This window comes from Pelotomaculum sp. FP, assembly GCF_004369245.1.
GTDB classification, from domain to species: domain Bacteria; phylum Bacillota; class Desulfotomaculia; order Desulfotomaculales; family Pelotomaculaceae; genus Pelotomaculum_C; species Pelotomaculum_C schinkii.
Window position 1 is genome coordinate 1 of sequence record NZ_QFGB01000018.1, and the last position, 22,579, is coordinate 22,579.

General features: G+C 53.5%; 15 protein-coding genes and 1 riboswitch. All 15 genes read right to left on the minus strand.

Going from position 1 to position 22,579, the window contains the following annotated elements:
* A partial coding sequence (locus Psfp_RS09090) for a hypothetical protein (protein ID WP_205079525.1) occupies positions 1–397 on the minus strand: 397 nt, incomplete at its 3' end.
* A gap of 104 nt (positions 398–501) precedes the next feature.
* Positions 502–3,306 (minus strand): S-layer homology domain-containing protein, encoded by a 2,805-nt coding sequence (locus tag Psfp_RS22500; RefSeq protein WP_192895345.1) that lies wholly within the window; start codon positions 3,304–3,306, stop codon positions 502–504.
* Between the two features lie 456 nt (positions 3,307–3,762).
* Positions 3,763–8,448: an Ig-like domain-containing protein gene (locus Psfp_RS09100; RefSeq protein ID WP_192895346.1), complete on the minus strand. Its 4,686-nt coding sequence runs from the start codon at positions 8,446–8,448 to the stop codon at positions 3,763–3,765.
* Positions 8,449–8,563: 115 nt separating this feature from the next.
* Positions 8,564–8,740, minus strand: coding sequence for a hypothetical protein (locus Psfp_RS21595; RefSeq protein ID WP_192895347.1), 177 nt, complete (start codon positions 8,738–8,740; stop codon positions 8,564–8,566).
* Positions 8,741–8,765: 25 nt separating this feature from the next.
* A riboswitch (molybdenum cofactor riboswitch) is annotated at positions 8,766–8,882 on the minus strand.
* Positions 8,883–8,912: 30 nt separating this feature from the next.
* On the minus strand, positions 8,913–9,428 hold the full coding sequence (locus Psfp_RS09105) for a molybdopterin-dependent oxidoreductase (protein WP_134218231.1): 516 nt from the start codon (positions 9,426–9,428) through the stop codon (positions 8,913–8,915).
* 80 nt (positions 9,429–9,508) lie between these two features.
* Entirely contained in the window at positions 9,509–10,384 is an 876-nt protein-coding gene (locus Psfp_RS09110; protein ID WP_134218232.1) for a 4Fe-4S binding protein, read from the minus strand.
* Between the two features lie 40 nt (positions 10,385–10,424).
* Positions 10,425–11,048: an FMN-binding protein gene (locus tag Psfp_RS09115; protein WP_134218233.1), complete on the minus strand. Its 624-nt coding sequence runs from the start codon at positions 11,046–11,048 to the stop codon at positions 10,425–10,427.
* A 302-nt stretch (positions 11,049–11,350) separates the two neighbouring features.
* Complete coding sequence (locus Psfp_RS09120) at positions 11,351–12,280, minus strand: FN3 associated domain-containing protein (protein ID WP_243120559.1); 930 nt, start codon at positions 12,278–12,280, stop codon at positions 11,351–11,353.
* A gap of 217 nt (positions 12,281–12,497) precedes the next feature.
* On the minus strand, positions 12,498–13,610 hold the full coding sequence (locus tag Psfp_RS09125) for a molybdopterin-dependent oxidoreductase (protein WP_192895348.1): 1,113 nt from the start codon (positions 13,608–13,610) through the stop codon (positions 12,498–12,500).
* Positions 13,611–13,789: 179 nt separating this feature from the next.
* Positions 13,790–14,686: an FN3 associated domain-containing protein gene (locus Psfp_RS09130; RefSeq protein ID WP_134218236.1), complete on the minus strand. Its 897-nt coding sequence runs from the start codon at positions 14,684–14,686 to the stop codon at positions 13,790–13,792.
* A gap of 76 nt (positions 14,687–14,762) precedes the next feature.
* Entirely contained in the window at positions 14,763–16,304 is a 1,542-nt protein-coding gene (locus Psfp_RS09135) for an S-layer homology domain-containing protein (protein ID WP_134218237.1), read from the minus strand.
* Positions 16,305–16,377: 73 nt separating this feature from the next.
* Positions 16,378–16,692, minus strand: a complete 315-nt coding sequence (locus tag Psfp_RS09140; protein WP_134218238.1) for a DUF2149 domain-containing protein — start codon at positions 16,690–16,692, stop codon at positions 16,378–16,380.
* Positions 16,667–17,323 carry a MotA/TolQ/ExbB proton channel family protein gene (locus Psfp_RS09145; RefSeq protein WP_243120556.1) on the minus strand — a complete coding sequence of 219 codons (657 nt, stop codon included), beginning with the start codon at positions 17,321–17,323 and terminating at the stop codon, positions 16,667–16,669. The genes Psfp_RS09140 and Psfp_RS09145 overlap by 26 nt, the downstream gene beginning before the upstream one ends.
* Positions 17,320–19,038, minus strand: coding sequence for an FN3 associated domain-containing protein (locus Psfp_RS09150; protein ID WP_134218239.1), 1,719 nt, complete (start codon positions 19,036–19,038; stop codon positions 17,320–17,322). Before Psfp_RS09150 ends, Psfp_RS09145 begins: the two co-directional genes overlap by 4 nt.
* Positions 19,039–19,129: 91 nt before the next feature.
* Positions 19,130–22,546: an S-layer homology domain-containing protein gene (locus Psfp_RS09155; RefSeq protein WP_134218240.1), complete on the minus strand. Its 3,417-nt coding sequence runs from the start codon at positions 22,544–22,546 to the stop codon at positions 19,130–19,132.
* Between the last annotated feature and the right edge of the window lie 33 nt (positions 22,547–22,579).

Sequence of the window (22,579 nt, forward strand, 5' to 3'; positions counted from 1 at the left end):
CGGAACCGCCGGCGGCTCCGGTAACGGCCACGGTGTAGATATTCCCGGCGGTCATCGGAATGCCGTAATGCTTGCCGGTCACCGCAGCCACCATACGCACGCGGTTATTGCCGGAGACCCAGTAGTTGCCGGCAATGTAGAGGTTACCGGCGCTGTCCACCGCCACTCTGCTTAAATTCAACGCAGCTTCGACGGCCGGACCACCGTCACCGGAGATACCGCTGGAGCCATTGCCGGCCACGGTGGTGATATAGACCTCACTCAAGCCCGGGACGATCAGGGCCGAGGCCGGACCAGGGGCGGCCATCCCCAGCAAGCCGGACAGCACCGCTAACACCGCCAGACAGGTGACAAACTTTCTGATATTTGGCTTTAAGCCAAATTTCAAAAATTGCAATTCTTTTGGCCTCCTTATTCAGCTAAATACAGCTGATGGTATCCAGAGCACTTTTTTAATAACCCCTTGTCCAGCCAAACTGTGACAAGGGGTTGTCAAAAACATTAACTACTTAATTTCAACGCATTCACAATAACCGTCACAGCCTCGGCCCTGGTGGCCTGGCTATGGGGCTGGAAGGTGTTATCCGGGTAGCCTTTCATGATCCCGTTCCTGGTCGCGGTGACAACGGCATTGCCGGCCCAACCGGAAATGCTGCCGTTGTCGGCAAACTGGGTTTCTCCCGCTACCGGAGTCAGTTTGGCTGCCTTGACGATCATCACGGCCATCTGCTCGCGGGTAATCAGGTCGTCCGGCCCGAAGGCGCCGGTGTCATAACCGTTGACCACTCCGTTGTCTGCCGCTGCGGCAATGTAGTCCCTGGCCCAGTGCGCCGTGGTATCGGCAAAAACCCCGCCGCCCTTGTTCTCAAGCTTGAACGCCTTAACCAGCACAGCAGCAAATTCGGCCCGGGTAATGCTGTTGTCAGGCTTGAAAGTACCGTCGGGATAGCCGCTGATGGCGCCCAGGGCCACCAGTTGGTTGATGCTGTCCATTGCCCAGTGGCCGGTGATGTCTTTTAATGCCGCAGGGACTTGCCCTGACGGTACGGCTTCCGCTTCCCCGGCAATCATTACGGCAAACTTGGTGAAGTGGTCCACCTGCACGGTCACGGTATTGCCTGAGACAGTGCCGCCCAGGCTGACCCACTGTCCGGACGCCTCGTCGTAGTAGAATATTTCCGGTTTTTCACCGGGAGCCAGCGCTGACGGGTCGAAGCTCAGTGTTATGACCACGTCCTTGTTAAAGTTATAGCTGTTCTTGCCGTCCACACTGAACTCGTATACGCTGCCGGCCAGTTTGAACCCTTCAGGCGTTTCAGGAACTTGGTCTGCTTTCTGTACTTTTACTTCTACTTTACTGGTTCCTTGCAGTGCGTTAGCCGGTATTATTACAACGGCTTCACTACCAAGGCCTATTGTTCCGCCCGCACTGGGCGCCACCATTGCCGTTCCGGTGGTAGAGCTGACCGCTTGCGGAGCGCTTGAGCCGCTGCCGCCACCACCACCGCCGCCGGAACTTGTTGTCTTCACGGTGACGCTGGGGCCGTCCGTGCTCTCATTGCCCGCCGCGTCTACCGCCTGTACGGTGAAGGTATACTCGGTGCCCGCGCTCAGACCGCTGACATCATAGCTGTTGCCCGTTACCGGCGTTGTGGTCAAAAGGCTGTCGCCCTGATACACGTTGTATCCGGTCACGCCGACGTTGTCCGTGGCGCCGCTCCAGCTCAAGGTCAACCCGGTCCGGCCCACATCGGAAGCTGTCAGGCTGCTGCCGCTGCCCCAACTCGGCGCGGTGGTGTCGGACTCAACCGGGGTTTGGGTGTAGGTGGCGAACTTGGTAAAGTGCTTGGTCCAAATCACCAGATCGTTGCCAACATCAATCCTGCCGTCACCGTTTGTGGGCAGTTCGTCATCTGCCGCCTCCTGGCTGTCCGCGCTCATGATGTTGGTTATTTTGGTAAACACGCCTCCCCTGCTATAACCGACATCTTTGCCTGCCTGACCCGGGATCAGGATCCTTACGGCTTTGCTGAAAGACAATGGTACGTCGCCATAGCCAATTTCTATAACGCAATTGACTGTTGCAGTATTCCCGGATTCGGGGGTTACTGCTACAGAATCGTTAGGCTGTACTGTCGGCAGATGAACAATGCCGTCCCACTCTTCGGGAGCGCTTACAGCGGTTCCCGCAGGAATGTCTACCTGTATTGGATCGGTACCAACTGAAGTATTGGCCGCTATGGTTAGCGCCGGTAAAGCTGTTGTGGTTACCGTACCGGAAGCAGGCGCGTTGAGCAATGCTGCCACGCTGACCGTGGCGTCATCTACACTGGCTGGTACTGTGATGGTGACTTCCGACGGTGTATCCGCAGTTACGGCAAGGTTTTTATTGGCGCCATCGCTTGTGATTGTCACATTTTGCTCCGTAATCGGTACGGCATTGCTGGTCGTCACGGTGGTGCTGGGGCCGTCCGCGCTCTCGTTGCCCGCCGCGTCTACCGCTTGCACGGTGAAGGTATACTCCGTGCCCGGATTCAGGCCGGTGACAGTATAACTATCGCCGGTTACCAGCGTTGTGGTCAGCAGGGGGTCGCCCTGATAGACTTTGTATCCGGTCACACCGACATTGTCAGACGCCCCGCTCCAGCTCAAGGTCAGGCTGATCTGGCTCACATCGATGGCTTCCAGGTTGCCGTTATCCCAACTCGGCGCGGTGGTGTCTTCTTCCGGCGCAGACTCTGTCGTCACGGTGACGCTGGGGCCGTCGGCGCTCTCGTTACCGGCTGCGTCTACCGCCTCTACCTTGAAGGGGTACTCAGTCCCTGCGCTAAGACCGGTGACTTCATAGCTGGTCCCGGTCACCGGGGTTTCCGTCAACAAAGCACCATCTTGAAACACTTTGTAGCCTGTTACTCCCACGTTGTCCGACGCGCCGCTCCAGCTCAGGGTCAACGTAGTCTGTCCGACATTAGATGCGGTCAGGTTTCCGCCTTCCCAAACCGGGGCTTCTGTGTCGACCGGTGGCATTCCTGTTACGGTCACGCTCTTGGTATCAACGTTGCTGCCTTCACCAGTAATTACTATTAATGTGCCTGGGGCATCTGCCGGTACGACGAAGTCTATACTGTAATTTCCGCTTGCGTCTGCTTTCGTTGCATCAAATACCACTATACTCTGTGACGCGTCTACTACTTTGAGAGGAACCCATGCGTTTGGAGCTGTAGTGCCTGAGGCGGTCACGGTCTCTCCTACTGCCGCGGTAGTTTTATTTAACAGCAGGCTTATATCCGTTGAAGTATTTGACATGGAAATAGAAGGAACACATAACATCAATAGCATCAATGCTATTTGGAGATACGTCATTATCCTAAACTTCATTTTTAACCACTCCCTACTAATTCAGACCTTTTTTAATGGCTAGGCCAAGGGAGGTATCAGTAAGTCAACTAGCAAGCACATCTTCTTGGCCTTTAGGAGCGCCATCTATTATCGGCTCCTCGCTGTTTTGAGTAGGTAAACATATTTGTGCGCTAATCGCGGCCGTTCATTGAGAGAAGCGCAGACCCTTGATATGGGAGAAGTCCGTGTTAGCCTTGTTGAGCAAGAGTTCAGGCGAAGCTGCGTGTCCTTTGAACATGACGATACACGGGCGAAAGGCTCCATATCAAGGGCGGCTGCTCTGTGATTTTTGCATGACCTACACGATATAGCAAAGAACCTTATTATTGGGTACAATGGTCTTCAGCTTTCAACAACGGATATTTATTGTAAAATCGTCGGGTTGAAGTCAATCGCGTTGGTTAAATCATCAACAATATAAACCTTGATCACGTCGCCCGGCTGGACATTAAAACCGGCCTGGGCAATTTCAACCTGATCAAAATCAGCTCTGGTGGCGTTAAGTGCAAGTTGGCTGCCGTTTCTAAAATGAGTAAAGACTACTGTTTCATTACCGCTATGGGAGATCACCGGCGTAATGTTGACCGCGAAGTATTTAAACCCTGTCACACCGTCATTAACGGTCATGGTATTGATACCTTCCGGGGTTGTCCCAGCGGTATAAGCAGCATCGGCCCCAGGTGTAACTGTGTAGACCGGATTTTGCGCCGGCGCAGTCTCTATCGTCTGCACTACGGCAGCATCTTCATATCCTGCAGCCTTAACCACAACAGTGTAGTCTTTGGCTTCAGTAAATACGTCTGCGGCAATGGTAATCTTCCCGGCAGAAACCGTATATTTACCATCAGCAAGTGCTGTACCGTCCACGCTCACCTCAATAATCGCCGCCCGCCAGCCGGCATCATCGGTGAAGGTGAGGTCGATGGCCTGTCCAGCTTCGTTACTGTCGGTATCGGCGGTCAGGGCTGGCGGAGCAACCGATGTTGAGCTTACCAACTCGATACTTACAATTTTTGCAATCGATGTTGACCCGGTGACAGCCGCTCCAACGAGCCTGAGCGGCCAGTTATCATCGGACTCGGGTATCGGGCCGCCGTTCAGGGAATTGGCGATAATGTAGTTGCTGTTCCGGATAATATCCGCGCTATTGATAGTGACCGAATCGCCGTCGGAGGCGGTAATCACAACCTGGTACCCCGCCGTTGCCAGCGCATCGTTAAAGGCGTTATCGGAATGCTGGTCGGCGTCGTCGACGAATCCGGCGAGGAACCACAGGGGCATGCCTTCCCAGACCTGTTCTTCAGAATCCGTGTAGGTTGCCTTGTGATTGGCGCCGAACTGACAGGCGAGAGCCTGCTCAAAATAGGTTTTGCTTACATCATAGTTCAAACCACCGATATCCCGGCCATCGAGCTCCAGTGTCCAATCGCCCACAGGCACGGAGTATATCTTGATGGTTTCAATAAGTTTTGATGATAAGCCGGCACAAGAAGGATACTGGATACCTCCATCGTAATAGTAGTGCCAGTAATTTGACGGAAGCGTCTCGTGCATATCCCACTGGCCGTAGACGTGGTCATCCGGAGTAAAGAATAAACGCATACCATCTTGATAATTGGGAACGTATTCTCCGTCACCCCACCAGGCCAGAATGGCGTCTCCCTGGCGCGCCTGCACCGCAGGGTCGGTATATATGGAGGAATAGGGAAGCCTGGTCTCGAATGTGTCTTTTGCAACCAGTACAATTTCAGTACCTGCTCCCATGCCGCCCACAAGCTCACAAAGATCTTTGATACGGGTACCCTTCACAGCATTTTCTATCTTGTAACCGCCGGGATATGTCTCCCCGGCATCCCATACATCATCCGGGTTGTTGGTGATTCCCTCGTAGCGGTATACCGTTGTCCCGTCTCCAATCACTTCGAGGTTTTCCTGCATCCATAGATAATCGACCGTGATCTCGTCAAGGACGGTGGTGCGATCTTCGGCGTACTTGATGATACGGACTTCGGGTATGGGCTGGGCAGTCTCAAAAGAGGTTAATTCAATCTCCTCAATATTCCCAACACTGGTACCGCTAAGGACTCCTTCAACGCTGGCGACGCCGGCGCCGACCAGCCGCAGCGGCGCTCCATCGGTAAGCGGCGCATCGTTGCATTTATTCGCAATGATATAGTCGTTGCTCCAGGCTACATCCGCGCTGGCAAAATCCTTGGTGTAGCCGTCTCCGGCTTTCACCAGGATGGTGTAACCGGCAGTTGCCTGATTGGCGTCATAATCGTGCGGCTGCCGGTCATCTACCCAGCCGGTCAGGAACCAGAGAGGTATCCCTGACCATTTATTGCCGTCACCGTCAGTCCATTCTTGAAGGTGGCCCGAATTTGGGCAGGCCAGAGCGGCCTCAAACTCAGCCTGCGAAATAACATCACTGATCTTGCCGTTCAGAGCAAGGTTCCAGCTTCCGGGATCAGCCGGCGGTGTCTGCAGTTCGGGGATTTCTATCTTTACGATGTTACCGACAGCAGAGCCCCCGAGGGAGCCATCATCTTTGGTAACACCGGCCCCAACCAGGCGCAGTGGTCCTGCCTCGGTAAGCGGGGCGCCGTTGCATTTGTTCGCAACGATATAGTCGTTGCTCCCGGCTACATCCGCGCTATCAAAAGTCTTGTAAAAATCATCTCCGGCAACTACTTTCACAGTATAACCGTCTGCAGCTAATGCATCATTGAAAGTCCAGTGGCTGCCTGTCTCGATGTCGTCCACCGCGCCCAGGAGCACCCACAGGGGTACGCCGGACCAGACGTTATTGTCAATATCGGTCCATTGCCTGTAATGGCCTGAACCCGTGCAGGCAAGTCCGGCTTCAAACTCCTCCTGGGTGATGGTATCCCCTACGTCTCCGATCATCTCCAGGGTCCAACCTTCGGGTGGTTCAGGCAGGCCCGACAGCTCGATCCGGACGATGTTGCCTACCTGTTGTCCGCCAAAAACAGCCGGACCTTTCAGATAGAGCGGCCAGCAGGCTTTTCCTGATTCGGTCTCGAGCGGAAGCGGTGCTCCGTTCAGTGTATTGGCGACGATATATCCATCGTTGCGGGCGATATCGGCGCTGTCAAGGGTTGCCGACCAATCGTCGCCGGCTATAATATTGACTTCATAGTTCTGGGCGGCGAGGTCGTCGTTGAAGTTGAAGTGGTAAGGGCCAACATCCGGGTCGTCGTCAACCATGGCGACGAGCAGCCATAGCGGCACGCCTCCCCAGACATTACCGTCACCGTCGGTCCAGGTCACCTGGTGACCTGATGACGGGCAGGCAAGGGCATCCTCGAAGTAGGCCTTGGTTACGGAAGCATTCTTTGCCCCGGAGAGCTGAAGAGTCCAATCAGTAGGGTCAACTTCTGTTGAGACAACGGTTTTCACTGCGGCGATAGCCGCTGCCGTTACGGCAGTTAGCTCCGTTGGATCGTCAATACCGGCGGCGTAGTAGAACTCAACCTTATCCCCATTTACAAGCTCGATCAGGTTCAGGGCGCCGGCGGCATTGTTGTAGCCGTCTTTATAGACATCGTTGACATAAGTGTACCAGCGGCCCGGATCGCGTATATAGTCTCCTACATTGTCCAAAAGGAGAGCGCCCGACGCTGCGTAATTTTTGTCGGTGACGCCATAGGTGAAGCCGCTGACAGTTGCGGCTGCCGCAAGCGCCCCAAGCGGTGTGTTCTTGTCGACAGTATAAACTGTCCCCGAGTTATAGGCGGTCACGGTAAAGGTCTCGCCGGGTGTCAGAGCAACTGTCCCGTCATAGAGGACGTCAATTGTTGTCGCGGTGACGGTGACAGTGATAGTGTCGGTGAAATCTCCATCTTCGGTAGTAACTGTAATATCCGCAGTCCCCTCCGACACTGCGGTGACCAGACCGGTTTCACTTACTGTAGCTACAGACTCGTTGCTCGTAGACCAGCTCACATTTTTGTTCGTAGCATTTTCCGGTGCAACGGCGGCGGTGAGCTGGTTCGTTTGGCCAACCTCCAGCACCTGGTCGTCCTCTGCAATACTTACACTGGTTACAGCTACACCGGGAACCTGGTACTCTAAGGTGACGATGTCGCTGTCCGACCGGCCGGGACCGATGACGACGGCTTTGATGGTGGTGTCGCTGTTAAGGGGGCCGATTTTGTGGTTTATTTCGTCCAAATCATCGCTTCGCGACGACCACCAACGCATGGCAATCCAGTTATACATGGGGCTGTCTATGGTCGGGTCGCTGCCGTCCAGGGTGTAATGAACCTTGTCTTCATCGTCGAAGGGACTGTGCATTTCCACCATGGTCCCTGCGGGTACCTCTCCAGGCGCCGGATTGACCGTGGGATTATCCCATTTGGGCACGGGATCGGTGAGCACCTCGATTTTTACTACCAATTTGGCAAACCTGGCGTTGGTCTGCTGGGTTACCGCCCGCTGCCCGTACAGCAAATGGTTTGCGTCCGAACGGCTAAAGTTGTCCGCATCCAGGATATCGTTATAACTTTGAGCAGAGAAACTTCTGTGCGCGATGATGGTATCCACTAATACTTTACCCGACGGGTCACCGGGAAGATGGCCGGGAAGGCCGCTGCTCATAAAATTAGGGAAACGATACCGGGGGGCGTTTAATAACTCCTCCACCGTAAAGGTAACTCTAAAATTGTCTCCGGAAGTAAATCTGATCTGTGTGGCTTCCGGCTTGAGTCCCCCGGCTAAATCAAGCAGGTCGGTCAGTTTGACGCCCTGCCCCCTGTACCAGCTCTTGGTGGGCCAGGTGTTAATAGTGCTGTAGATTACGTCTTGTTGTTGTAAATAAACCCCTTCTGATACTGACTCCGTACCCCGGAGCTGGTTTTGGGTAATGGTTACGGGCACGGGGCCGTTCAGCCCGGGCCCCGATATTATAATGTCACCCCCGGCGGCCAGGGCGTCCGCGGGCGCCATCAGACTAACCGTACCGGCAAGCAACAGCACGCTGAAGACGGTCAGAAAAAGCTTAAATACCCAACTGCTCCTTATACGCATGGAATTCCCTCCTTGTTTCAACAAATAATAGTCACACTGCTGAGAAACATTTACAACAAACCACTTCTCCTCTCTCAACTCGCACATCAGAGTAGCCCCAAAGACTTAATAGTTTTCAGCCTCCGTTACACCATCTGCCATATGGCATCAGTCCAGCATTCTCAACACCCCCTTCGTCAAATGGCCTGTCGGCGCTGAACCCCTGTACTTTGGAGAAAAAACCGGTCACCTCCTGCTTGTCCCGGCTACGGGTAGCCGGAAAGATTTGTAAAGCAAAAAAGCTTTGTCCCATTGGTTGAAAGGGACAAAGCTTTAAAGTCCGGCAGCTTATGTTTCCTTTCCTCAATGGGAGGCACGGCAGTTTCCCGGCGTACCCTGTGAGGCCGATAACCATAGTCTCCCTTAGGTCATGCGGCTCGGAAAAACATACTTATTTTTGTGAACTCAGTCATGCATATTTACTTCTACTGCAGTTCCAGGCTTGTGAGAAAATTGGTAAAGCGCTGTCCGAACTCATCCTGGTAAATAATGATGCGCATAGCGCCCTCCCCGCCGGTCTTGGTTTTTAACGGTTCACCGTGGTCGGCGTAAACAATGAACACATTATTCGGCCGCAGGACTTCAGACATGTTCACCCCGGAGGTGTAGTTGTCGATGCCTCTGGTTATGATCCTGGTACATTTTTGGGACAGACCCGGATCGATGCTGTTTAAGGCGTCCAGCAGCGGGGCGCCTGTAAACTCATGTTTGGTCATGCCGGAGGTGGACTGAATCACCATTTTCTTCTGCGCCGCCGGCAGTTTCTGAAGATCGGCAACTGTCAGGACGCCGATAACATTATCTCCTGTCTTAACTAAGATTTGGCCTTCCTGCAGGTTTTCATCGCCGCGGTTCAAAAACGCAAATACCACAATAATAATGACCAGTAATGCAATCACCGCATAGAGGATCTTCTTTTGGTCAACAGCCTTACTCTCCATCAACAATACCCTCCCAAGCATAGCCGGTTTTGGCCGGATGAGACAGGAGAACCATCCCCTTGCCTGTCTTAAACCTTTGGTTACATCCTGAAGCCTTTATTCTGGTCCAGCTTTTTCTTTAGCCTAAGCGTTTTTTCGCCAATACCTGCCTTGATGCCCAACAGGCCGTCCCGGCAACCCGCAAAACACTGCATGCAGCGGACGCATTCCGGACTATTGGGGTTGTTGTATATGTCTATCCCCAACTCACATTGCTCTTGACAGCCTCCGCACTTTTTGCAGTTATCCCTATTGATTTCGAACCTCAGCAGGCTTAGCCGGTTCAGGAGGGCATAGACCGCTCCGAGCGGGCAAATAAACCTGCAAAAAGGCCTGAAGATGATCATGGACGGCAAAACCGCGACGGCAAGCAAAACCAGCTTCCACTTGAACAAGACACCTGCCGTTGTCATCAGGGAAGGTTGTAACGCCATTAAGGGCAGGTACGCTTCCAGCGTCTCCACCGGGCATAAATACTTGCAGAAGGTCGAGCCGCTCAAATAAGTCAGACCAAGGGCCGGGAACAGGAGCACAAACAGGACCAGCACGACGTATTTTAAATAGACGAGTTTTATTAACTTCCGGCCGGGCCGGTACTTGGGCAGCGGTATTTTATATAACAGTTCCTGCATGAAGCCAAAGGGACAGAGCCAGCCGCAAAGGAACCTGCCCAGCAGTCCCCCCAGCAAAAGCAGCAGCCCGGAGGTAACCATAAGGAGCAGATAATTGCCGAATATAAGCGAGCTCTGGATCAGTCCCAGCGGACACGAGCTAAAAGCGCCGGGGCAGGAAGTGCAGTTCAGTACCGGCACACAGAGCCTTTTCAGAGGCCCGTTGTACGCCGTACCCTGCAGAAAACCGGCAATATGTCCGTTTATAAGCGCCGCTGTAATGGTCTGGACAACCCTTCTTTTCAATCATCACACTCCCGGATTACGTGGTAGCGGTATCCTTCCCCTACTGTATTTCCGTGACAAACCCTTCTACCTTCAGGGGTACCGGCTCAGCTTCCTCCCCCAGGAGCAACTCGCGGTAGGTCCCCATTGCGGCGTTGACCCCGTTGATCACTGCCTGGGAGCTTACTGTAGCGCAGGTAATCTGGATAATATCATTTGGCCGGGACGGCTCCAGAACCACTCTGTTTAAATAGGCGCCGGCGCTTTTGTTGTTAAACCGGTCCAAAAACCATTCTTTGGTCAGACTATCTCCTCCGTACAAGGGTGTCTCATCATGCTGCAATACTCTGATCCCCAGCAACTCGTTTTTTTCGCCATCTATTAAAACAAATAGATCTATCGCGCTCCTGTAGCCCAGAGGACTTGATAAAAAAGCATAATTTTTCTGCTCGCCGCAAGTTATTTCGTAAGCATTTTTTACGGCAGGAAACTTTTCTTTAACTTCCTCCGTCAGTTCGATGCCCTTTATAGCTTCGTCTGCGATTTCCTGCTCGCTTCCCAGCAACTCCTGCAGGGCTTCCTTCTGGGGAGGCGTCATTTTTTTTGAATTACCGGAAGAGCACCCGGTCACGGTTAAAACCAGGATAGCTGCAGCAGCAAACAGCAAGACTACGCATTTTCGCACACTTTCACAACTCCCATCTGATACCTGAGTTTCGCGTCCTTGCTTCCTAGGGTGGTATACAGCTCTACCGATATGTACTTCTGCTCACCGGCTTACCCTTGATCGCCGCTCCCTTAGTTGGAGATACACCTGGCAAAATAGGTCTCCTACCCTGAGGTGCGAATTCATTCGCCCAAATGCAACATTGGCTGCCACAAGTGCGGCGCTGGCGCGCCGTGTGCGATTGAAATGGCGCCTACATCGGCTGGTATTTTCATGATACGTGGCGCCGCTCTAGCGGCAGGTATATGCCCCTTTTCCGCTCATTCCACATCGTAATTAAATATTGCTACCTGGCTGTTGTGTTTCCCGAAACCAATTGCAATAGCTTTAATGGTAACAGTCTGGTTAACCTGAATTGGCTTATTCAATTCCGGCCGGAAGTAGGAAGTGCTGGGATTATAAAGCAAACTCTTCGCATCCGGCTCACTCCCGTCAAGGGTGTAATATATCTTGACGAGATCCTGTTCAGGATGGCTTAAAACGACCCCTGTGCCCGGCTTTACCTTCCCGGGCGCAGGTTCGGCCCGGACCGCGCCCCACTGGCCCGGCGGCGTTGTCAATACTTCGATGGTGGTCACACCTTTGACGAAAGCGGCGGTGGCCGCATCGTTCAATCCTGTCTGGCCAAAAAGCAGGCGAAGTTTACCACTGGCCGCCTCACTCAAATTACTGGTGTCCTCCTGATACCCCCAGGCCAGGATCATAGGAACTTCCACTGCTCCCTCCGCACTGCCTTTCAACAGATCCGGATAGCAAAAACGCTTTTCCTCCAGCTGCTCTCTGGTAAAACTGGCGTTATAACCGTCCGCGGCCTTGAAGATGATTGTTTGCGCATCCTCTTTGATCCCGGCCTTTTGCAGCAGGTGGGTGAGCTTCACACCCTTACCGACAATAAATTTTTTGGCCGGCCAGTTGTTTACGGCCGAGTAGCAGGCGCCGGCCAGAGCGTCTTCCATGCTCTTCAGTTCGTCGGGGGTAAATTTGGTTTCACGCTCTACACCGTTTCCCGTAATCGTCAGCATGTCCGGTTCACCGCCGGGGTTGCCGGTTTCAAGGCCGGTACTGCCCGGCGCTATACCGGCCGTCTGCGGGGTCGTTTCCCGCTTCTGGTCCTGACAGCCTGTGATCAGGCTTAAGCATGCGATCAGCAAAACCGCCGCGAATCCTATTGTTTTAAGCAGCCTATTCATCCATAGCACTGTCATCTCTCCTGAGGCAGTATTTTGGGGGAACTTTCTCGTGCGCATTTCATCTGGGACATTCTCTAATTGGGGACATTCCCCGGCAGAGGTGTGTCCCCTTCCCGCTGGCGGAGGTGTGTTCTTTTGTTGCGAAGAATGATGCTGCTACTATGTGAATTGTTCTTCTGACGTCTAAGGTCCGGCGTCCGAAACGTATCTTCTTTCCTTAAACAGAACGGATGCGCATCAAGTTATCAATGGGGCTCAGCCCTTCCCCTTCCGTCCAGACTACCGGATAGGAGCCGTCATCTTGGGTAAGCAGAATTCCTTTGTTAAGGTCCTGCCCGCTTACCTTAACGCTATTGCCGTCTGTACCTACTAGCTCGAACTGCTTATTGTCAATATCCGTCAGTCCGACTTCCTCCAGAATTGCCCGTAAAGAAATCCCTTTTTGAGCTTCTATCTGCTGTTGCCCGGTTAATTCCACTATTTCCTCAGGGAAAAATGCCGCGTCCGCATTGGTGGAAAACCAGGCGATATGCATGACGTTCATACCCAGCTTAATATTGGGCGCCATGTTCATCGGCGCGCCCTCACCTGTAACTTTGATGTAATAGCGCTGGCTGACCATGTTTATGGCTTCATTCTTCTTGAAGCCATCCGATGATTTCATCGTAAAGAAGGCCTTACTGTTGACATTGTCAAAGCGGGAAAAGATCTGCGCCAGTTCAATGGCGTCGTCTTTACTGCCGTAATACTCATACTGGTAAGGTTCAATCCCTTCCGCCAGATTTTTAAAGACCCAAACGGAATTGATATCTTTCTCCGGAATCTCTTTGTACAAAATAATCCTGTCGACCATCTTCACCCAGTAGGGGCCGAACTCCCCCTGCACGCAGAGCCGCGCGGGGCGCAATTCGTCCGGCAGTTCACTTTGCCCGTCGATGGTTAAAGCCAGGATCAGCTGGCGTTCAGCCATGATCTCCGGCGTTACCAGACAATAATAATCATCCTTTCCGGCAAAGCCGATGCCCTTATAATCCTGATAATTGATGCCCGCGTGTTCCAGCACATCCTTGACCTCAGGACCGGTTGCTTTAAACTCTTCCAGAAGCCCGGTGGTACGGGTGAGACTGGCGTCAAGTTTTTGTTGGGGAAGCGCCCGCATTTCTCCTACAGTGATCTCTTTAGGCTGGTCTATGTCGCCCTCGACGATAACATTCTGGCTTTCATATTCCGGATTGCGGGTAGGAGTGTTCTGCTGGGCGCATCCGGTCAGGGTGATCCATATCAGGAGCAAAACCAGATAAAGATATATACCCTTTCCGCTCTTAAGCAACACATTACCCCCCCTTTACGACTCTGAAAATATTGTTGGGCTGCAAGTTTTCCTCCTTTTGCCGGCGTCGTACTGAGCGGCAGCGAAGGGGTTCACACCAAGATTCTTCATTATCGTTCAGAATGACATTGAAAAATGGCTTTTATCCTCTAATGGCGCCGTGATAGCGGCATCGCTGTCTATTGAATTCTGTATCGAAACTCAGCTATATCACTGTCATATTTGCCGAAACCCTTAACTAAAACCTTGATGGTCGTGTCCCGCTCGATTTTGATGGGCTTGTTCAATTCAGGCTGGTATGTGCTGGGATTATAGAGCGTGCTTTGTTCGGTCGGCGTGGAGCCGTCCAGCGTATAATACATCTTCACCTTGCCGGTTTCCTTATGCTGCAGTTTTACCGTATCCCCGGCGGCAACATATTCCGTCTGGGGAAAGACGGTAGCTTTCTCCCATTTTCCGGGGTCTTCCACAGTCACCAGGATCTCCCTGACGCCTTTGACAAAAGTGTGATTGGCCTGCTCGTTAACACATGCCTGCGGCATGATCAGGCATAAATCGTCCGCCCTGGCCTCGCTTAGATTATCGCTGTTTTCCACGTACTCATAAGCGATAACCGGCTCAACCGGCTGGGCGCCGGCCGGATCTCCCGCCATTACTTCCGGAAAATAATACCGCGGGGTATCCAACAACTGCTCCCGTGTAAAGGACCACTCGAAATCGTCTTTGCCCTTAACCATAATGCATTTTGCCTCATCTTTAATGCCGGCGGCTTGCAGTACTGCCGCTAATTTGACTCCCCTGACCGCATACTTCTTTGCTGCCGGCCAGTTGTTGATGGTGGAATAGACGTGATCAAAGCGGGCGCCCGGCAACTTCAGCATCTCTTCCAGAGTCAGCCGGGGTTCTTTCGTCACACCGTTGCCGGTAACCACAACCGCCTTGTCGCTCTCATTGCTGCTGACCTTATCCTGCTGCGCACCCCCATTATTGCAGGCGGCAGTCAGGAGAATGCACAGCATGAGAAGAAGGCCAACCGGAAGGTAAATTTTTTTAGAGAGAAAACTTTTCACTTTCATTGATTTCACTTCCCGTCACGCCATAATAAAGCTGCAGAATGATAAGCGCCGGCATACGTTTGAGGACATTCTTCAACTATTTATTCAACGCATTTATAATTACCGTCACAGCCTCGGCTCTCGTCGCACTGCCTCCGGGCCGGATGGTGTTATCCGAGTAACCCTTCATAATCCCGTTTTCAGTAGCGGCGGCAATGGCCTCCCCGGCCCATGCGGAAATACTGCCGCTGTCGGCAAACCGGGGCGCTTCCGCGGCCGGCGCCAATTTGGCGGCCTTCACGATCATCACGGCCATCTGTTCGCGGGTAATCAGGTCGTCCGGACCAAAAGCACCATTGGCATAACCATTGACAAGACCGTTTGCCGCTGCCGAGGCAATGTAGTCCTTGGCCCAGTGCGCCGCTGTATCAGTAAAAGTCTTGCCGTCATTATCCTCGAGCTTGAACGCCTTCACCAGCACGGCGGCGAACTCGGCCCTGGTAATGGTGCTGTCGGGCTTGAAACTGCCGTCGGGATAGCCGCTGATGCAGCCCTGCGCCACCAGCTTATGAATGTTGTCCAGTGCCCAGTGGCCTGCGACGTCATTTAAGTTTACTGTCTGCTGCGGCTCTTCTTCTTTATTTTGCTCTCCTGTACCGGGTGCGGGTCCTTCTGTTCCGGGTTCAGACTCAGCCCCTGCGACCTGATAGGTGAAGGTGACGACATCGCTGTCGTACTTACCGGGACCAATCGTTATTGCCTTGATGACTGTATCTTCATTAATAGGTCCTACCGGGCAATTCACTTTGCCCAAATCATCCGCCCGCGCCGACCACCACCGTCTGGCAATCCAGTTATACATCGGGCTGTTCAAGGTCGGGGTGCTGCCGTCCGTGGTGTAATAAACCTTATCGTCATCCATGTAGGCGTTGCTCAGCGCTATCATAGAACCTGCGGGCGCCTCTCCGCTAACCGGATTCGCCTGCGGAGCGTCCCATTTTTCCGGTTCTGCTGTGAGCACCTCGATCTTATTGACATATTTGCTGAACAAATTACCATTCTGCTCGGTAACTGCCCGCTGCCCCAGCATCAGCAGCAGTGCATTCAAGTCGTTCATATAGTCCGGGTTATCACTGCCTTCAACACTTTCCAGAGCGAGTATAGGCTCCACCTCTTTTGGGTTCGCTGCAGAGCCGGGAATATGCCCGTCGCCATCTTTTGCGGTATTACCCTTAAGGCCAGGGAAATAGTACCTTTTATCCTCCAGTAATTCTTTTACGGTCAGGTTTACTACGTAACCGTCGCTCGAAGTAAATCTAATCAGCCTGGCCTCCCCGGTCATACCCGCCTGCTTAAACAGGTCTCTCAACTTGACTCCCTTCCCGACATACCATTTCTTGGTAGGCCAGGTGTTGATGGCGCTGTACACATGCTGGTATTGTTTCATTGACTCAAGCTGTTCCCTGGTTAAGGTCAAAGGCGTGGTCACACCATCACCGGTAATTTCGAGGGTATCCGTACCGGCGGCCAGGGCCGTTGCGGGGGTCATCATGTTAGCCATACAGAAAAGTAAAAGACCCAGTATGATTATTAAACAACCATAAAACCAATTCTTCCGCTGCAGACTTATAGCTTGCACTTTTAAACTCTCCTTTCTGTTGTATGCCAGCAAGATCCCGGGCGGTTACATCACGAATACGGACGCAACCGGATTATTCACCGGTCAGCATAAACAGCTGCCCCGTAGCGTGATCCTTATAAACCGTGCCCATCTTTTCGTAAAGTTTGCCCTCCCCTTGCGTTTCGATCAAATCGTCCCTTATCTCCGGTGTCCCGGTCACCTCCTGACTGCGATTCAGGTTGATGCGCTCCCCTACCCGGCTCAGGTCTACGTTCCAGTGTATGACCAGAGAAAGCATCAGACCGCAGGCAAAAACCAGCATGGCATCTACAATATTGATGGCGCCCTCGAGGGGACTGACATCTTCAGGTACTCTGCGTCTACTGCTCCTCAATCCGCAGTCCACGGGCAAACACCTCCAGCAAGCTTTCCATCAAGGCCTCAAGAGAACTCAAGTATCCCTCATACCATCTTTTCCGCAGCCGGGAGACGGCATAGGCGACGCCGGCGGCTGCCAGGCCGGTCACGGTCGCGTCAAAGGCGGTGAGCAGTGATTCCGCCAGGGTCTTGGTGTCGCCCTGGCCCAGGGCGATCATACCGGGTCCCAGTGGAATCAGAGTAGCCATCAACCCCAACATGGGTCCCAACCGCGCCACCAGGTCAGTTCTGTTGGTGATCCTGGCATAATGCAGCTCCTCGGCGGCAAGCAGCTTGCGGGCCAGCGCCTGCAAGGAAGCGGCCGGTAAACTGCCGTGCCTGATTAGCTCGCCGAGAGCTGCTTTCTGTCGCCTGAACAGGCCGCTGCTCTCAATACCGCGCATGATCGCCCCGGCATCCTTACCCTGGAAGAATTCCACCATCTCCGGCACATTGACCTTCATCTTGCGCCGCTCGGTGAGGACCTCCACCAGCAGGCCGCCCAACTCTATTACCGAAACCGCCAACAACAATAGCAGAATGATAATGGCAGGCGCCAGTAAACCGGACGAAACAGTATGCATCGTATCTCTGAGCGGCGTCAACATATCAAGGGTCACATTTCAACCTCCCTCGCGTATTCCATGTACCTTCTGCTTGCTCCGAAAAGAAACAGGAAAGCAAACACCCCTGCTGTATAAATGTCCATGTCATTATGCTCCAACTGCAGCTGCGCGGGTCCAGCATCGACCGACACCTCGTACACCTGAACAGGTTCGCTGTCCGGCGGCGCTGCAGAGACCTCCGGCGTTGTTGAAGCGGCGGCTAAAGCCTCCTTCTCCGCCAGATACTGCCCGTTTTCGACCGGCTTCTCCGGCTCGTCAGGCTCTTTCGGTTCAACAGGCTCCTCCTGATTTTCGTCGGCGCTTTTTGGCTCAGCTGCGGCCATATCCGTTTCCACCGGCGCTTGCTCTTCAGGCTCCTCTACCGGCGAAATAAATTGTTCCTCCTGCGCTTCAGGCTCTTCCTCAAGCGCAACAATCTGCCCATTACCAGCCTGCTCCTGGTTTGACCCATTCACAACGCAGCTGGCCGTCAAGCCCCCTACTACCGTCTTCACGGTGATGACGGCCGTGCCCGGCCCGACAACCGTCACCAGGCCGGTGTTATCCACCGTGGCCACACTGGTATCGCTGGAACTCCAGAGCACGCTCTTGTCGACGGCATTGCTGGGGCCTACGGTCGCCGACAGCTCGTAGGTGCTGCCGATTTTGAGGTTGACTGCGTTCTGATCCAGGGTCACCCCGGTGGGCGGTCCGCCGGGCAGCTTAGCCCGCTCGGCGGCCCGGCCCGTGAAATCAGCTTTGTAGGTGAAGGTGACGACGTCGCTGTTCAGCTTGCCGGGCCCAATGGTTATGGCCTTGATAATTGTGTCCTCGTTAATTTCTATCGGTTTGTTGACGCGGTCCAAATCATCCCGCAGCGGCCACCACCGGCTGGCGCTCGCGTTAAACACGGGACTGTTCAAGGTCGGGGTGCTGCCGTCCGTTGTGTAATAAATCTTATCCATGTCATTACGCTTGGTGCTCAGTCTGATCAAGGCGCCTGCGGGCACTTCCCCTTCGTCTGTATCCGCCTTTGGATTCTCCCATTTTGGGGGAGGAGTGGTGAGTACTTCGATTCTATTGACATATTTTAAAAATAAAGGATTCGTCTGCTCGGTTACTACCCTCTGACCGAGCACCAGAAGCAATGAGTCCCTGTCGTTCATAGCGGCCGGATCGTTATTATCCTCGGCGCTGACCAGGGCGAGGATCGGCTCCACCTCTTCCGCATCCGCCGGAGAACCGGGAATACTCCCGTCAGTGGGGTGATGATCCATTAAGTATGGAAAATAATATCGCTTATCGCTTAACAGCTCCTGTACCGTAAGCGCCACTTCGAAACCGTCGTTCGATAGAAAGTTGACCAGCGCGGCATCTTCTTTGAGTCCCGCTAAATCAAACAGAGTCCGCAATTTGACCCCTTCCGCAACATACCATTTCTTGGTGGGCCAGGTATTTATCACACTATATACATGCCGGTATTGTTCCATTGCCTGAAGTTGTTCAAGGGTTAACGTTACGGGATTCGTTACCCCTTCGCCGGTAATTTCAACCGATTTCGACGGTTCAGCAAGGGCAACACCGGGCGCAGCTATGTGAAGCAAAGCGGCAAGCAGCAGTGAACCCAGGAAAGTCAGCAAAAGTTGGCAATATCTCTTTATTAAGCGGGGAGATACGGTGTGTCTTCTTTCCGCCACCGGTTTATCTCCTTTCCTTTTATCAGCCTGCATGTTACCCCCCTTTCACTACGCTGCCCTGATCAGCCGGCGTTTGCCATCCAATCACATAACGGCAGTCACAGCTTGATGCGGCGATACTCTATCAACTATTTGACGAGCTTATATTCAACGCATCTATAATAACCGTCACAGCCTCAGCCCTGGTTGCGTTGCCCTGAGGCCGGATGGTGTTATCGGGATACCCCTTCATAATTCCGCTCCCGGCCGCGGTGTTAACAGCTTCTGCGGCCCACCCGGAAATGCTGTCGCTGTCGTCAAACGAAGGATTTTCTGCTGCCGGAGCGATTTTGGCTGCTTTGACGATCATCACGGCCATCTGCTCGCGGGTAATCAGCTCGTCCGGACCAAAATTACCGCCGTCATAACCGTTTACTATCCCGCAGGCTGTGGCCGTAGCGATATATTCTTCGGCCCAGTGCCCGGCCGTGTCGGCAAAGCTTTTGCCTTTCTTATGCTCCAACCCGAACGCCTTCACCAGCACAGTGATAAATTCAGCCCTGGATATGGGGTTATCAGGCCTGAAAGTTCCGTCAGGATACCCTCCGATGGATCCCGTGGCCAGCAGCTTGTTGATGCTGTCAAAAGCCCAGTGGCCGGCAATATCTGTCAGAGCCGGTTCCTGCACGGCGACCATTACGGCAAACATGGTGAAGTGGTCCACCTGGACTGTTATGCTATTGCCGGATACTTCACCTCCGAGGTTTACCCACTGCTCCGACTCTTCGTCGTAGCAGTAGATGGCCGGAGTCTCGCCCCCGTTGATAGTATCGGGATCGAAGCTGAGCTTGATGGTTACGCTCTTGGCAAAGCTGTAGCTGCTCTTGCCGTCCACACTGAACGCATACGCACCGCCGGCCGGCTTGAAACCTGCGGGGGCGGCGGGCGGGGCGGCAACTTTCTCAATTTTCACCTCGACCGCACTGGATCCGGTCAGCACGCCGGCCGGTATTTCTATGGCGGCTTCGCTGCCAAGACTTACGGTACCGCCTTCACCGGGCGTGATTAGCCTGGTGGCGACCCCGGGCTCACCGGCCACCATTACGGCAAACTTGGTGAAGTGGTCCACCTGGATTGTTATGGTATTGCCGGATACTTCACCTCCGAGGTTCACCCACTGCTCCAATTCCTCGTCGTAGTAGTAGATGGACGGAATCTCACCCTCGCCTAGAGCGCCGGGATCGAAGTGAAGCGTGATGGTTACACTCTGAGCAAAGCTGTAGCTTTTCTCGCCGTCCACAATGAACTCGTAAACGCTGCTCAGCAGCTTGAAACCTGAAGGTACGGCAGGCGGGTTGCTTACTTTCCGAATGCCGACCTCCGCATCAGCGTTTGCCAGAGCTCCGGGCGGTATTTCAATGAGGGCTTCGCCGCTGCCGAACTCTACAGTGCCCCCTCGACTGGATGAAATTTTACTGCTCTCGGTTGGGTCTTCCTTCACCTTGTAGGTAAAGGTGACGACATTGCTGTTTCTCTTACCGGGACCAATCGTTACTGCCTTGATAGTCGTATCTTCTGTAATTTCGATCGGGTGATTAATACTGTCCACTTCACTCTCTCTTGACGACCACCACCGGCTGGCAATCCAGTTGTACATCGGGCTGTCTATGGTCGGGGGACTGCCGTCCGTGGTGTAATGGATTTTATCATCATCGTTTATCTCACTGCTCAGTTTTACCAGGGTCCCCGGGGCCACCTCGCCGCTATCCGGCTCCGCCTCCGGCTCATCCCACTTGTCCGGCGCTTCGGTCGAAACCTCAATTTTTACTACATACTTAAGAAACAATTGTAAATTTTGTTCGGTGACAGCCCGCTGCCCCAGCATCAGCAGCAAGGCGTTGATACCGTTCATATCGCCGGGAGCGACACTGCCTTCGGCACTTTCCAGAGCGAGGATAGGCTCTACCTCTTGCCTGCCTGCGGAAGAACCGGGTACCTGCCCGCCGTTTTCATCATTATCCTTTAATCCCGGGAAATAATAACGCCTGTCTTTAAGCAACTCCTGTACCGTAAGGGTCCTTGTAACGCCATCGCTGGCAGTAAATTTAATCAGGCTGGCGCTGCTTTTCATCCCCGCCTCATTGAGCAGGGTTCTCAATTTGACACCTTTTCCCACACACCATCTCTTACTGGGCCAGGTGTTGATTGCGCTGTACACCTGCTCATATTGGTCCATTGCCTGCAGCTGGGCCAGGGTATACGTCTTTTCAGCCGCCACCCCGTCCCCGGTGATTGTCAGTTTTACATCTCCGTCAGGATTGCCGCCACTGCCCGCCTTGATTGTCTGCGTCACGCAGGCGTCCTCGTACCCGGTTGCCTTAACCACAACAGTGTAATCTTTCGCTTTTGTAAATACAGTTGCGGCAATGGTAATCTTCCCGGCAGAAACCGTATATCCGCCGTCAACCAGGTCTGCGCCGTCCACGCTCACGCCGGTGATCGCCGCCCGCCAGGCCGCATCGTCCGTAAAGGTCAGCTCCACCGGCTGCCCCACTACGTTATCTGTAACATCAGCCGTCAGCAACGCAGAGTCAGGCACCTGGTAGGAAAAAGTGACGATGTCGCTGTCCGACCGGCCGGGACCGATGACAACGGCTTTGACGGTGGTGTCGCGGTTAAGGGGGCCGATTTTGTGGTTTATTTCGGCCAAATCATCAGGTCGTGACGACCACCACCGTTTGGCAATCCAGTTATACATGGGGCTGTCTATGGTCGGGTCGCTGCCGTCCAGGGTGTAGTGAACCTTATCTTCGTCGTCGAAGGGACTGTGCATTTCCACCATGGTCCCCGCGGGTACCACGCCAGGCGCCGGAGTGACCGTGGGATTGTCCCATTTGGGCACGGGATCGGTGAGTACCTCAATTTGTACTACCCATTTGGAAAACCTGGAATTGGTCTGCTGGGTTACCGCCCGCTGCCCGTACAGCAGAAGATTGGCGTCCGAACGGTTAAAGTTTTCCGCATCCAGGATATCGTCATAACTTTGCGTAGAGAAACTTCTATGGGCGATGATGGTATCTACCAATACTTTACCCGACGGGTTACCGGGGAGATGGCCGGGAAGGCCGCTGCTCATGAAATTAGGGAAACGATACTGGGGGGCGTTTAATAACTCATCCACCGTAAAGGTAACTTTAAACTTGTCTCCGGAAGTAAATCTGATCTGTGTGGCTTCCGGTTTGAGTCCCCCGGCTAAATCAAGCAGGTCGGTCAGTTTGACGCCCTGCCCCCTGTACCAGCTCTTGGTGGGCCAGGTGTTAATCGTGCTGTAGATTACATCTTGCTGTTGTAAATAAACCCCTTCTGATACTGACTCCGTACCCCGGAGCTGGTTTTGGGTAATGGTCACGGGCCCGGGGCCGTTCAGTCCGGGACCCGATATTGTAATGTCGCTCCCGGCGGCCAGGGCGTCCGCGGGCGCCGTCAGACTAACCGTACCAACAAGCATCAGCAAAACCAGGACAAGCATCAAGAGCTTATAGCGCCATTTCTTTTGCTTCATCGGTTACCTACCTCCATACCTCTGATATTTATT

Bases quoted from the DNA above. Each gene is read 5' to 3' on its own strand.
- Psfp_RS09155 (WP_134218240.1), bottom strand. From the start codon at position 22,546: ATGAAGCAAAAGAAATGGCGCTATAAGCTCTTGATGCTTGTCCTGGTT.
- Psfp_RS09105 (WP_134218231.1), bottom strand. From the start codon at position 9,428: ATGGAGAGTAAGGCTGTTGACCAAAAGAAGATCCTCTATGCGGTGATT.
- Psfp_RS22500 (WP_192895345.1), bottom strand. From the start codon at position 3,306: ATGTCAAATACTTCAACGGATATAAGCCTGCTGTTAAATAAAACTACC.
- Psfp_RS09150 (WP_134218239.1), bottom strand. From the start codon at position 19,038: ATGCAGGCTGATAAAAGGAAAGGAGATAAACCGGTGGCGGAAAGAAGA.
- Psfp_RS09130 (WP_134218236.1), bottom strand. From the start codon at position 14,686: ATGAAAGTGAAAAGTTTTCTCTCTAAAAAAATTTACCTTCCGGTTGGC.
- Psfp_RS21595 (WP_192895347.1), bottom strand. From the start codon at position 8,740: ATGGGACAAAGCTTTTTTGCTTTACAAATCTTTCCGGCTACCCGTAGC.
- Psfp_RS09100 (WP_192895346.1), bottom strand. From the start codon at position 8,448: ATGCGTATAAGGAGCAGTTGGGTATTTAAGCTTTTTCTGACCGTCTTC.
- Psfp_RS09120 (WP_243120559.1), bottom strand. From the start codon at position 12,280: ATGAATAGGCTGCTTAAAACAATAGGATTCGCGGCGGTTTTGCTGATC.